The 13,772-nt window shown below is 40.3% G+C and carries 11 protein-coding genes; all 11 read right to left on the bottom strand.

Annotated features, from left to right (window positions below):
* Positions 1–25: 25 nt before the first annotated feature.
* The 11 genes from BANA01_RS08675 to BANA01_RS08625 all read right to left on the bottom strand — a co-directional run bounded on the left by BANA01_RS08675 (position 26) and on the right by BANA01_RS08625 (position 13,765).
* On the bottom strand, positions 26–1,213 hold the full coding sequence (locus BANA01_RS08675) for a CaiB/BaiF CoA transferase family protein (RefSeq protein WP_063252637.1): 1,188 nt from the start codon (positions 1,211–1,213) through the stop codon (positions 26–28).
* 26 nt (positions 1,214–1,239) lie between these two features.
* Positions 1,240–1,737 carry a MaoC family dehydratase gene (locus tag BANA01_RS08670; RefSeq protein ID WP_063252636.1) on the bottom strand — a complete coding sequence of 166 codons (498 nt, stop codon included), beginning with the start codon at positions 1,735–1,737 and terminating at the stop codon, positions 1,240–1,242.
* A gap of 34 nt (positions 1,738–1,771) precedes the next feature.
* Entirely contained in the window at positions 1,772–2,932 is a 1,161-nt protein-coding gene (locus BANA01_RS08665; protein ID WP_063252634.1) for an acyl-CoA dehydrogenase family protein, read from the bottom strand.
* On the bottom strand, positions 2,929–4,317 hold the full coding sequence (locus tag BANA01_RS08660) for an MmgE/PrpD family protein (protein ID WP_063252632.1): 1,389 nt from the start codon (positions 4,315–4,317) through the stop codon (positions 2,929–2,931). Before BANA01_RS08660 ends, BANA01_RS08665 begins: the two co-directional genes overlap by 4 nt.
* Before the next feature lie 348 nt (positions 4,318–4,665).
* Positions 4,666–5,298, bottom strand: a complete 633-nt coding sequence (locus BANA01_RS08655; protein ID WP_063252630.1) for an isochorismatase family protein — start codon at positions 5,296–5,298, stop codon at positions 4,666–4,668.
* Positions 5,299–5,320: 22 nt separating this feature from the next.
* Positions 5,321–7,099, bottom strand: coding sequence for a hydantoinase B/oxoprolinase family protein (locus BANA01_RS08650; protein WP_063252629.1), 1,779 nt, complete (start codon positions 7,097–7,099; stop codon positions 5,321–5,323).
* Between the two features lie 52 nt (positions 7,100–7,151).
* The gene (locus tag BANA01_RS08645) at positions 7,152–9,269 is read right to left on the bottom strand and encodes a hydantoinase/oxoprolinase family protein (protein ID WP_063252627.1); all 2,118 of its coding nucleotides are present in this window, start codon (positions 9,267–9,269) and stop codon (positions 7,152–7,154) included.
* An 891-nt stretch (positions 9,270–10,160) separates the two neighbouring features.
* Positions 10,161–11,633, bottom strand: a complete 1,473-nt coding sequence (locus tag BANA01_RS08640; RefSeq protein ID WP_063252625.1) for an aldehyde dehydrogenase — start codon at positions 11,631–11,633, stop codon at positions 10,161–10,163.
* The gene (locus BANA01_RS08635) at positions 11,630–11,830 is read right to left on the bottom strand and encodes a 2-hydroxymuconate tautomerase (protein WP_034675225.1); all 201 of its coding nucleotides are present in this window, start codon (positions 11,828–11,830) and stop codon (positions 11,630–11,632) included. The genes BANA01_RS08640 and BANA01_RS08635 overlap by 4 nt, the downstream gene beginning before the upstream one ends.
* A gap of 27 nt (positions 11,831–11,857) precedes the next feature.
* On the bottom strand, positions 11,858–12,649 hold the full coding sequence (locus BANA01_RS08630) for a 2-keto-4-pentenoate hydratase (RefSeq protein WP_034675227.1): 792 nt from the start codon (positions 12,647–12,649) through the stop codon (positions 11,858–11,860).
* Between the two features lie 336 nt (positions 12,650–12,985).
* Positions 12,986–13,765, bottom strand: a complete 780-nt coding sequence (locus BANA01_RS08625) for a 2-keto-4-pentenoate hydratase (protein WP_082799442.1) — start codon at positions 13,763–13,765, stop codon at positions 12,986–12,988.
* Positions 13,766–13,772: the final 7 nt, after the last annotated feature.

Genomic DNA, 13,772 nt, shown 5'->3' with positions numbered 1-13,772 from the left:
ACTTGAGTATCTACCCCCCTAAAAATTAAATAATTTCTTTACTCTTTAACAGTTCGATATATTCAGGACTATACCCTAGTAAGCCTCCATAAATATCTTCGTTTTGCTGGCCCAAACTTGGACCTGCCTGATAGTCTGGCTGATCATTCGATAGTTTAATAGGAGTGCCCAGCATTTTCACATTCCCAAATGTTGGGGTATCTACTTCCACAATCATGTTCCTTTCCTCAACGAGTGGCTGCCTCAATGCTTCTTGTACAGTGTTCACTGGAGCGATTGGAACCTTACCCTTCAGTTTTTCCAGCCAATATTCGGTTGTTTGCTTCTTAAATAAAGAAACTAGCTTATCTAATAGGTCTTCCTTATAGTTAAAGCGGGATTGGAAGTTTTTATAGCGTTCATCAAAAGCCAGCTCTGGTGCTTCTAAACCATCGCACAAGATTGGGAAAAACTTTTCTTTATTACACATCACCACCACATACCCGTCCTTGGTTGGAAACTGTTGTGACGGAACAAGAGTAGGATGGGCAGAGTTTGCGGTTCTTACCGGTTCGTATCCTTTATTTAAATGCCAAATGGCAAGATAGTTTAATACGGATAAAGAGGTATCAAATAAACTCACATCTACATCTGAGCCTACCCCATGGTTTTGAGCCTGATAAATTCCTACCATTAATCCTAAAGCGGCCATCATTCCTGTTGAAAAGTCTATGATGGAAAGTCCATATTTAGATGGCGGTCCGCCTGGTTCCCCCGTTAGACTCATATGCCCATTCATCGCCTGCAGCAAGTAATCATAGGCAGGTTCCTTCGTCATCGATCCCCACGTACCGAATCCTGATAATGAACAGGTGACAATTTTAGGATTTAAGTGTTTAAGATGCTCATAGTTTATCTTTAGCTTTTCAGGAACATCTCCTCTAAGATTATTGAAAACAGCATCTGACTTCTTAACGAGATCCTCAAAGATTTTCCTGCCTTCTTCTGATTTCAAATTCAAGGAGATACTCTTTTTATTACGATTCAATGATTGGAAAAATAAACTGTCGTTATTTTCAGCATAAGGAATTACTGTTCTAGAAACATCACCTTTCGTACTAGGATCTTCAATTTTAATGATTTCGGCTCCTAAATCAGCCAGGTGAAGCGTGGCATAAGGTCCTGCCCCGTATTGTTCGACAGCAATGATTCTCATCCCTTCTAATGGTCTCATCTTTTCCCCTCCCGTTTACAGGACTCTTATGAATGATTGCGGTGTGTATATGGACGCGGCGCAAACTCACGCTTCGGCACTAATAGTTTCCGTTTATAGCTCATCACATCTTCTTCCCTTTGATTGCTAATGATGGTTTCAACATAGACAATGCCACGATCATTTTTACTCGTTTCCCACTTGTCTAGAATCCTTGTTCTTCCATAAAGGGTATCTCCTCGAAATGTAGGCTTTAAATGTTTGATATTTTCATATTCAAGCATCGCAATAGCTGCACCACTAATATCATTTACGGTCATGCCGACCGCTACAGAAAAGACAAGTGTTCCATTTACTAGATTCTGTTTGAATTGTGTTTTTGATGCATAATGTGCGTCGATGTGGAGGGGATGCTGATTAAGAGCAAGCAAACTGAACATCATATCATCCGCTTCCGTAATGGTTCTTCCTGGCCAGTGCATGATTACATCATCTACATTAAAATCCTCGTATACTCTTCCAAATGGTGTATGAATTTCTGCCATAATAAATACCTCCTACTTAATTTGTTTATGAATGTTAGATTTTATATTTTTGAACTAAACCTTTGCTAATGATAATTTTCTGCATTTCATTTGTTCCTTCACCAATCAGCATGAGCGGCGAATCACGATAATATCTTTCAATATTAAACTCTTTTGTATAGCCATAACCTCCATGAATTCTCATCGCTTCACCGGCTAGTTCAAAGCCAACTTCTGTGGCAAATAATTTGGCCATCCCCGCTTCGAGATCGCACCGTTCACCATTTTGAAGCTTAGTCGCAGCATTTAACGTTAATAAACGTGCTGCCTCCAATTTTGTTCCCATTTCACCCAGTTTTAATTGAATGGCCTGATGTTCACAAATCGGTACCCCAAATGTTTTCCGTTCTTGTGCATATTTGATCGAATCTTCAAATGATGCACGTGCCAAACCAACACCACGTGCCGCTACATTTACGCGTCCTAACTCCAGGCCGCCAAGAACCTGCTTAAATCCTTTTCCTTCCTCTCCACCAATTAATTGGTCAGCAGGAACACGGAAATTTTCAAACGTGATTTCACACGTCTTCACTCCTTTATAGCCCAACTTATCAATATCACGTTGAACCTCAAAACCTTCTCCGCCCTTTTGAATCAAAAATAAACTGATCCCTTTATATCGCGGCTGGGTCTTTGAATCTGTCTTAGCAGCCAAAATAAAGGTATTTCCGTACCGAGCATTCGTAATCCACATTTTACTTCCATTCACCACATAAGAGTCCCCAATTTTTTCAGCTTTTGTTGACATATTCTGTACATCTGTCCCTGCATCGGCTTCAGAAAGTGCCAGACCTCCGCGCCATTCACCTGTAGCAAACCGTGGCACGAATTTGTGCTTTTGTTCCTCTGTTGCATATTTTTCAACAATATAGGCCATAATCAGATGGCTATTTAAAATCCCTGCCACACTCATCCAATGCCTGGTGATTTCTTCTATTACAAGCGCATAGGTGACAAAGTCAACCCCAAATCCGCCGTACTCTTCAGAAATGGTAAATCCAAAGAAACCGAGCTCTTTCATTTTTTCAACAATCTCATGTGGATACTCATCAGCGTGTTCCAATTTACTGGCAACTGGAGCAATTTCTTTTCTACAGAAATCCTTCACTAAATCAAGGACTTGTTGTTTATCTGGTGCGAGTGTAAATAAACTCATGCAAAAACTCCTCCCTTTAATAGAACAGATAGCTCACTTACTGTTTCAAATTCCTCTAATGTCCTTACTCCCTTAACTAATTGTTGCTGCTGTTTCTGATCAAATACAGTAGAAGTCACATAATTAAATTTCGTGATCATTTCATCCCATGATAATGGATTTTCTGGATCACCCTTTGGATAATCAATTCGATTGGAGAATGTCCCTTTGGTCGTTTGTATCTCGACTCTTGCTGGCCATTTTTTCGGGAAATCCTTTTCCAAATCTTCACCTCTAAAGCAGTTAACTTTATTCATCATTTCTTTGACTTCTGGAAGGGAAACTATGGAATCATCATATTGCTCTAGTAACGTATTTCGATAAATAACAGCAGCTGCAGCACCAAAATGCATGCTAAACTGAGCGTCTACAGAAGATTGTGGATTCCGTTTTTCTTCTTCTGGCAAAGCCACAATCGGAAGTCCTGTTTGAACTATATAAACATTGATTTTATTAATATCACTTGGTTTTAAATCATGTGTCTTAACGATTTCGAGAACAAGATCTAATGGTCCCTGCTTATATCGGCAGCAGGCATGAGGCTTAATGCTTGTTTTTAAAATGAAGTTATCTTCATTGGAAAAAGCACCATTCAATGTGTCTGCATTCAGCTCACCTGAATAAGCTTTGGCAAAACCTTTATCGCCTTCAATAATGGAATTTGGACCTGTAAATCCTGCTTTTGCAAGTTCAGCCGCAATCATACCATTATGTGCTGCCCAGCCCGGATGAAGGCGCTTTGTCCAAGATCCTGTATTTAAAAATTCCATGGATGCTGCTGCCTGGCTGCCTACGATTCCTAATGCATTAACCGTCTGTTCATAGGTTAATCCCAACAATTTGCTCGCTGCTGCTGCTGCCGCAATGGCACCCACTACTCCGGTAGGATGAAAGCCTCTGGCATAAACACTTGAAGGATTCAACGCTCTGCCAAGCTGGCCCATTACCTCATAACCGATGACAGCTGCAACAATAAGATCTTCCCCTGACTTATCATAAGCGTCCGCAAGCGCAAAAGCTGTTGGGAAAACCGCGACTGCAGGATGCAGTGAAGCTTCATTGATGACATCATCTAGCTCCAAGCTATGAGAGGCTGATCCATTTGCCAGTGCAGCATATTGCGGAAGCGGGCTTAAATCCTTAGCTCCAATCACCACTCCATTCCCCTGTCCCCCATAATTCCGAATGAAATCATGGATAGGTTTACTTGAATCAAACTGGCTGCCCCGGGCAGCTAAACCAATAAAGTCAAGCGCCAAGTATTTGGTTCTGTCAATTACCTCTTCACTTAAATCTTGGTACTGTAAGGTGTGTACCATTTGTGCAAACGTTTCTGCAATCTTCATGTCCTTCCTCCTTGAATCATTTTGTTTAATTTTTGCTCTCACCTTATATAAAGCAAGTTCTGTGCCAACTTTTAAAAAAAAGGAGAAAAATTAAGGAAAACCAGTAACGACAAGTGTTATCGATTTGTTTTTTTGTTAAATTACGACTTTTCTGAATACAACCAAACTCTTTATCCGTTTGTTTCATCATAAAACGTTCCAATTGGTTTCATTTCTTTTAAAAAGATGAAACACTTTGTTAAACAAACGCCATAGAAACTAGCTGTTTCATAAATGTGATCTAAATATATGTTTCATATTGAGTGATAAAAATACGAAAGACGCCAATTAAAATTGGCGCCTTAATGTTTAGCGTAGTACTTTGGTAAAGTGACTGATAATCTGGTTGTTTTTAAGAATATCACCATATCTATTTTGAATATCAAATAAATTTGCCCGATGAGGTTCTATTCCTTGATCACCTACACACTCTTCCGCAATAATCGTACGGAAGCCATATGAAAACGAATCGATAGCAGTTGCTCTGATACAGCCGCTGGTTGTACAACCTGAAATAATAACTGTATCAATTTGATTACTAATTAAAATATTGGTTAAGTCTGTATTAAAAAAAGCAGAAGGCATTTTCTTAACGATGATGATGTCTTCCTCTTTTACTTCTAGTTCCTCATCAATTTCAACCCACTTTGACCCCAGTGTTACTTCAGAAAGTGTAGGTACCTTTAATGGCCAATGCCCCATATCTTTTTTATCTTGTCGGTAACCCACGACAGTATGGATAATAGGCAGGTTTTCTTGTCTTGCGAGAGAGATTAACTCCTTTGTTTTTTGAACAGCTGAAGTAATTAATTCACTGCCTCCTAAAGGTGATTCAATGCTAGTAAAAGCCTTTTGAAAGTCTACAACTAGGATTGCCGGTTTTTTGCCGATTCCCACGTTTCCTTGACCATACCCTGCCTTTTGATAGGGATTTAATGACATATACGAGCACCCCTTTTTAAAATTAATTCATTACCTTCTCTTTTTCCAAATTGGTTCGTAACTCAAGAGTTGCCGGTAAGTCAAGTTTGCCTTCTGAATCTATGACAACACCATATACATTTCGAGCTGTGTTACTACTGATAAACTCATCAAGTACATCTTCTACTACTTCTTGCGGGTTCCGCTCTAATGGATTCCCATAACCACCTGCACTTGGGGTCTTGATTAAGAGCCTGTCACCTGCATTTATCTTAAAATTGGTGACCTTTGCATGCAGGTTTTGCTCCTTTTCATTAGTTCGAGTCAAACCGAGTGAACCCGTTTTACCATCATGCCCTCCTCGAACACCTTTTGGCGGGTCATAATGCCGATCACCTTCACCTGTAAAGAGAGTATTGGTAAAGAATTCCCATTCCCTGGCAATTCCAATACCACCTCTCCATTTTCCAGAAGCTGGTTCTTCCTCTCTTAACTCATAACGATGGCAGCGCATCGGTGTTCTCATTTCTAATTCTTCAATAGGGTTATTACGCGTATTCGCCACTAATGTATCAACTGCGTCTAAACCGTCCTTGCCATATCTTCCGCCATATGACCCCTCATTAATCTCGATGCTAATCCAGTAAGAACCTGAATCTGGATCTAATCCTGCGTAGGAATTGGCATGAATATGTGCCGAGTTCCCTGCCGTCGTTTTGGTAGGCAAGATTTGCGAGAATGCCAGATTCACTTGATCCGCTAATCGGTTTATTTGATTAAACCTAGCAAAGCAAGAAGCTGGGAATCTTGGATTGAAAATGGTCCCAAGAGGGGCAATGACTTTAATGGGACGGAAAATCCCACTATTCTGTGGAACAAAAACCTCCGAGTTTGCCTCATCTAAGAGAATGGAACGAACAATGGTATAAATGGCAGGCAAGGTTGATCCAGAAAAAGGAACATTATAGCCTGTTTCAACCTGAGGAGAGCTGCCTGTTAAATCAACAATAATTTCACTGCCTCTGATTTCAACGCTTGTTTCAATCCTTAACGGAACACCGTAATTTCGGCCATCATCATCCAACCAGCCGGTAGGGGCTTTGTAAATGCCATCAGGAAGCTTCTCAATTTCTTTTCTTAACATTTGTTCCGAATAATCCAGCCAACGTTTTTCCGCTGTTTTTACCGTTTCCAAATCATACCGTTCAATTAACTCTAAATATCTTTTTCTTCCTAAGCGTGCTGAAGCAATCATAGCCTCAATATCACCTTTGTTTTCTTTAGGTGTCCTTACGTTCTCTAGAACATGCTTCCAGATGTCTTCATTTTTCACACCCTTATTGTAAAGTTTAAGGGCATTGTAATGTTTGCCTTCTGCAAACACGTCGACAACATCCACCATTAAGCCAGGGGACATTCCTCCAACATCCAAGACATGCCCTGTATTGGCTGCATAGCCAACAAGCTCTCCCTTGTAGAAAATAGGAACAATGATCGCTAAATCTGGTGTATGAGATGCGCCATAGTATGGATTGTTATGAAGAATTACATCTCCATCTTGTATATCATCCTTGAGAAAATGTTTAACTCCTGAGATATAACCAGGAAGTGAGCCGATATGCATCGGAGAGGAATCACTTTCACAAAGTTCATTTCCATTTTCATCAAATAACCCTGCACCTAAGTCCTCAGATTCTCGAATAATACTTGAGTAGGCCATTCGATAAAGGACTAGAGCCATCTCCTTCGCAATCGCATTTAGTGAACCGGCAATAACTCCTAATGTTACAGGATCGATATTTTTTTCATGTAATTTCCCCATTAAATGTAACCCCTTTCACCAAAATCTATCATTTCAGTCCATATGTTTTCCCTTACTCCGAAACTGTGGCAACGAGTTTTTGATTTTTACTAGCATTCTTTTCTTTCATATCTATAACGATATTGCCATACTCATCAAAAATAGCTTTACATAGTGGAGGAATGACCGTCGTACTATCTTTTTGCTGGATAATGGCTGGGCCTATTAATTGAGTGCCATAAGGAATGTCTGAGCGATGGTAAAAGGAGGTTTCTACTTCTTCTAATCTATCATTTACCCAAAAGCAGACAAATCCCTTCTTCCCATTAGCTGGATTGAATTTCAAAGCCTCCGGCTGCGGCGCTAAGCTGCTTTCATCTGTCACCACACCTACACCAATCAGACGGATATTAATGGCAATGACTTCTTGGTCTTCAAATTTGCTCGCATATTCTCTCTCATGTACGGCATGAAAGGCATTTTTTACTTCTTCTGCCCAAGCTTCATTCATCTCACCTGCAGGTGCATCTACACGCAATTCATATCCTTGACCTTCATAACGGCAATCACATACTCTTTTTAAAATAATCTTATCATCACTAATTCCATCTGCTTTTAAAGAGGCAATTGCTTGTTGTTCAAGTTTAGCAAACTCTTCACGAAGCTTTTGGATGCTTCCGGTTTTTAATGAACTCCATACTGTAGACACACTTTCATAGGTAATGTCCGTACCAAGCAGACCAATTGCTGCCGTAATCCCAGGGAATGGCGGAACAACAACATAAGGAATATTTAACTCTTCTGCAATATCACATGCAAACAAAGGACCGGCACCACCTGCTGCTACCAGTGTAAATTCACGCGGGTCATAGCCCTTTCTTACACTATTCATTTCAATGGCATTTACCATGTTATGAGTCATAATTTTTAAAGCACCGGCAGCGGCCTCCCGTACATCCATGTTTAATTTTTCTGCTATATGTTCTTGGTAGGCCTTTTCGGATAGCTCCGGCTTTAATTCCATACTTCCAGCTAATCTGTTTTCCCCTTGAATTCTGCCTAATAAAACATTTGCATCTGTTGATGTTGGCAGCATTCCTCCTCGATTATAACAAGCTGGTCCTGGGTCGGCGCCTGCGCTTTGCGGACCTACACGGAAAATTCCACCCTCATCCACATAGGCAATGGAACCGCCGCCAGCCCCAATCGTATCGATATCTACCATTGGAATCATGGCATTATATTGGCCAATTCTTGTATCCAATAAATGACGCATCCTCATTTCTCCACCTGGTGCGACACCAATATCTGCGGATGTACCCCCAATATCCAAAGTAATGACATTTTTAAAACCAGCGTTTTGTGCTGCTTTAATTCCACCAATCAAACCAGCAACCGGCCCCGATAAAAGTAAATTGATTGGTTTTTCTGCAGCCATTTCTGAGGTTGCAATCCCGCCATTTGATTGCATGAGGTGCAGTTCTGACTTTACTCCCATATCCTCGAGGTTCTTTTTAAGTTTTTTAATATATTTGCTTGTTTTAGGTCCGATAAACGCATTTAATGCCACTGTACTAAACCGTTCATACTCCCTGTATTGAGGTAAAACTTCATTGCTAATTGAGAGGAATACATCAGGATATTCTTCTAAGATGATTTCCTTCACACGATTTTCATGCTGAGGATTTTTAAAAGAGAACAAGAAACACACGGCAATCGCATCGACTTTTGCCTCTTTTAATTTTCGGATGTGTTCTCTTGTTTTTTCTTCATCAAGAGGAATCAATACATCACCGTCTGCTGTGATCCGTTCAGAAACGACCAAACGATTCCGTCTTTTTACCAGAGGGTATTTTTGCCAAGGGAGATCTTGATATAGAGAAAAATTGTAGGGACGTTTGTGCCTCGCGATATGTAACACATCACGGAACCCCTCGGTTGTTACCATTCCCACACTAGCGCCATTATGCTCTAAAACGATATTAGTAGCTACGGTTGTTCCGTGGAAAAATTGCTCGATTTGTCCAGGATGGATATTTGCCATTTCACATAGTTCAAAGACACCTTGAATTACTGCTTCAGATGGGTCTTTTGGAGTCGAGGGCACTTTATGTACAATCGATTTTCCACCTTGTGGATCAACCAAAATTAAATCTGTAAAGGTACCTCCTACATCAACACCAATTTTCATATCATTCTCCTCCTTGTAAATCTAGCAATTTATCAGATGGGTAAACATCCTACTTTTATCATTAAAGGAGATAGGCTTGCCATTCATCCATTTATTCATCGTTATACTTCCGAATTAAGTAAACTATTATTCCCGCTCTAATGAAAGAATAGTTGTTTTTAGGATTCGGCAATATTTCCTTTTCTCCTTCTTCTACCAAATAAAATGTTACCACACTATATCTATTGCAAATTTCATGCCAACCCTTACAAATGAGAAGCTATTCGGATGGATCTATCACATAATTGGGAATATTCATTAAATTAACAGACAATTCTACTATTTGTAATCAATATATTTATTAGTACAATGTTTTTTTGTTTCATATTTGTTTCATTATTACATTGGATGAAACACTTTTTTTAACACTAGTGAACACCTTGCTCTCTTCCTAGTCGGGTCAGTTGGGACTTAGTAAAAAAATAGGAGATCCAAATTTGGAACTCCTAAAGATTGAAATATTTAGAAAGACTCTATTTCACATTTGTTCCTGTCCCGCACCGTTTGTCTATGCTGACCTGAATATGTAAAACGATATAAGCCTTGTAGAATGGATAGTCAAAAGGAAAAGAGTCAGAAGCCATCCTATTTTTTTGATGGTTTCTGACTCTTTTATTTCATTCGCTCACAAATATTTAATTAAAAGATAGACCTAAAACTTTCTACATTTCATTAACATAATATTATTATGTTAACTTTTTCAAAAATTACACCTTTTTCCCTATGGTTCTTCTTGTAACAATGGCTATAAACACTGCACCTAAATAGATAACTAGAAAAGGCTCATAGTTCTATATGAAACAATGAGCCTTTCCCTCTATGCTTTTTCCATATCATAGCAGTAATCGATCGCTATTTCAAAGCGATACAAATATTTTTCGCTTCTGTGAAAAATTCCAAACTGTGGTGACCGCCTTCACGTCCAACTCCACTCTTTTTGAAGCCGCCGAATGGAGCACGTAGATCACGAACAAACCAGCAGTTCACCCAAATGGTACCTGCACGTACAGAATGTGAAATCCGATGAGCACGCTGGAGATTTTCTGTCCAAACGACACCGTTCAATCCGTAATCTGTATCATTGGCAATGCGAAGGGCGTCTTCTTCGGTATCAAATGGTATAATGGTCACGATTGGGCCAAAGATTTCTTCCTGGCAAATTCGCGACTTCGAATCTTCAGTCAGATAGACAGTAGGCTCTAAATAATATCCATTTTGCAAATACTCAGGTAACTCTGGACGTTTTCCACCACAAATTAATGTTGCATTCTCTTCTTTGGCAATCTCTAGATAACTAGTGACCTTATTATAATGCTCTTCACTCACAACCGGACCCATTTTGGTTTCCGAATCTTGTGGATCGCCGACTTTTAGTTCCATTGCCGCTTTCTTAAATCTCTTAAGGAACTCATCTAAAATCGTTCTTTGCACTAAGATTCTTGATCCAGCGAGACAGATTTGACCAGAATTCATGAACGCTGCATGAATCGATACAGGAATCGCTTTATCAAGATCGGCATCCTCGAACACAATATTCGCTGCTTTTCCACCTAATTCAAACGAAACCTTCTTTAACGTGTCGGCACCGTTTTTCATAATTCGTTTTCCTGTAGCCGTCGAACCCGTGAAGGAAACAAGATCTACTTCAGGATGGGTTGTAAGAGCAGTTCCAACGACTCCGCCTAGACCATGAACGACATTGACAACACCGTCTGGAATTCCAGCTTCTTTTGCAATTTCTCCGAGAAGCGACACAGAAAGCGGAGTCATTTCAGCTGGTTTAATCACAGCTGTGTTTCCTGCAGCCAGACAAGGACCAAGTTTCCAAGTGGTTAGCATAAAAGGAACATTCCAAGGGGTAATCAGTGCAGCGACTCCTACTGGTTCATAGCGAGTATAGTTTAAATATGCCTCTTCCATTGGGTACACTTCTCCGCCTTGCTGCTCCATGAAGTCGGCAAAGAATTTGATGTTGTTGGCTGCACGTGGAACTTCATGCTGAACCGCAGAGTGATATGGTTTTCCGACATCGGTTGCATCTAAGCGAGCGATTTCCTCTTTTCGCTCAAGGATGATTTCAGCCATACGACGAAGCTTTGCACAACGCTCAGCTACCGTCATCGTTCTCCACGGGCCATTTTCAAAAGCGTCCCGAGCTACACGGCAAGCATAATTCACATCTTCTTGTGAGGCTTCACTGACTTTCGCAATTACCTCCTGTGTCGCTGGATTTTTCACTTCAAAAGTAGCACCGTTGCTAGCTTTTATATAATCCCCGTTTATATAAAGACCAACTTCTCTGACACCAGTCTGTACGTTTGTCATTTTGAAACCTCATTTCTCTTTTTAACTGATTCGCCTGCAATGCCCCAATGTTCTGGATCTAATTCATTTATCATGACGCGAACACTTTGGACCGGAGCATCTAGCACCTCTGATACTAAATCGGTCATTTCTCGAATTAATCGTTCTTTTTTTTCAGGTGATCTACCCTTAAGAATATTAACTTGAATAAATGGCATTGTAACCTCTCCCTTCACTTTGCAACTTTATTCCGTGAATACTGCCTCAACACTACCTAGGCCATCAAAGCCGGCTGTGAAATGGTCACCTGCTTCGATTTTAATTGCTGCTGATAAGGAGCCGCTTAACACGACTTCTCCTGGCTGAATACTTTGACCCACTTTATACAACCGGTTAGCTAACCAAGCTATCGCTCTCGCTGGGTGGCCCATTACCGCTGCACCGGCACCTGTCGCAACCACTTCTCCGTTTTGTTTAAATACCATACCCATCAATTTCAAATCGAAATCCTGCGGTGAATAGAATCTTTCACCGATAATAAAGCGGGAAGAAGATGAGTTATCTGCCACCGCATCTGGCAAGGTAAAGCTGAACCCATAAAAGCGGCTGTCAATGATCTCAACGGCAGGCGCAATATATTGTGTTGCATGAAGGACATCCGCTACGGTTACATGCGGACCTTTCAATTCTTTATTAAAAATAAAGGCAATTTCCGGCTCCAGCTTCGCATGGATGAATGGGGAGAGAGAAATTTTTTCTCCTTCAGACAACTGCATGCTTTCAAGCAAAACCCCATATGATGGCTCGTGAACACCCATCATCTCTTGTTTCGCTTTACTCGTTAATCCTAGTTTCCAGCCGATTCTTTTTGTGTTTTCTTCTTTACATTTCATATCGACTAAGCGTTCTTGTATTTGATAAGCTAAGGCTTCATCCAGTTCAGGATAGGCGTCCACAAACTTACCTACTGCTTTTTTCTGTTTTTCTGCCTGGAACAGTTCATGTGCTATTTGATCGATTACATCCGTTTTAATCATGTTATCACCCTGTTTCTTTTGATATCTCATTGATCCGTGCGCTGATCAAGGTTCGGAGTTTATTTCATGACTCTTCTATTAATGAATGCTGATTTCACTGTGTTTGAAAAATAAACGGAAGAATTCCGGCTAAATTTGGACATACCTCTATTTCCTTATAAATAAAGGAAGCATTTCCGTTTATATAATCGAAATCATTATATTTTGGCTAATATAGAGCCATTAACCGGAATACTCCTCTTATATCTGCTTTTTTAGCTTACTTTTGTACATTAGACGGAAATTCTCCGCCTATGTATTCTCCTACCTACATAAAAACCGACAACTTAACCGAGCCTACTTAATAAAGGACGCCGTGACTGAACCAATATGAGCAAACTCCGCCGTAAACGTATCATTTTCCTTCACTTCAATCGCACTGGTTAAAGCACCTGAAAGAATAATTTCCCCTGCTTTTAGCGAGACATCGTACTTACCCAATGAATTCGCCAGCCATGCGACTGAACGAAGTGGATTTCCAAGGACGGCTGCGCCTGCTCCAGAATCAATCATTACACCGTTTCGATAAGCGACCATTCCGATATGAGTAAGATCTAAGCCATCTAGCTTTGTTGGTTTCCCGCCAATCATTGCACTAGCAGAAGATCCATTGTCCGCAACTGTGTCTTCAAATTTGATCTTCCAATCTTCAATTCTACTATCAATTACTTCAATGGCTGGAATGATATAATCGGTCGCCTCAACGACATCCAGGATAGAAACATTTGGACCTTTTAAATCCTTTTTCAATATAAAAGCAATCTCAAATTCAACTTTCGGTTGAATATAGTGTGAAAGTGAAATCGTTTCGCCTTCCACCACCATCATATCTGCTAATAAATGACCGTAATCAGGCTGATTGACACCAAACATGTTTTGAATCGCTTTGCTTGTCGCGCCAATCTTTTTCCCTACGATGATCGCTCCATTTGCAACTTTTCTGCGGATCATCTCTAATTGGGTATAATAGGCTTCATCAACAGTAATTCCTGGATAGGAAATCGTTAACGGCTCGATCACCTGCTTTGTTTCCTCCGCTTCCAAAAGACGAGTGGCTGCTTCTTGAATGATTGTCACACCTGTT

Source organism: Neobacillus niacini NBRC 15566 (assembly GCF_001591505.1).
Lineage (GTDB): Bacteria > Bacillota > Bacilli > Bacillales > Cytobacillaceae > Neobacillus > Neobacillus niacini.
This window is presented reverse-complemented; position numbering and strand designations above follow the sequence as displayed.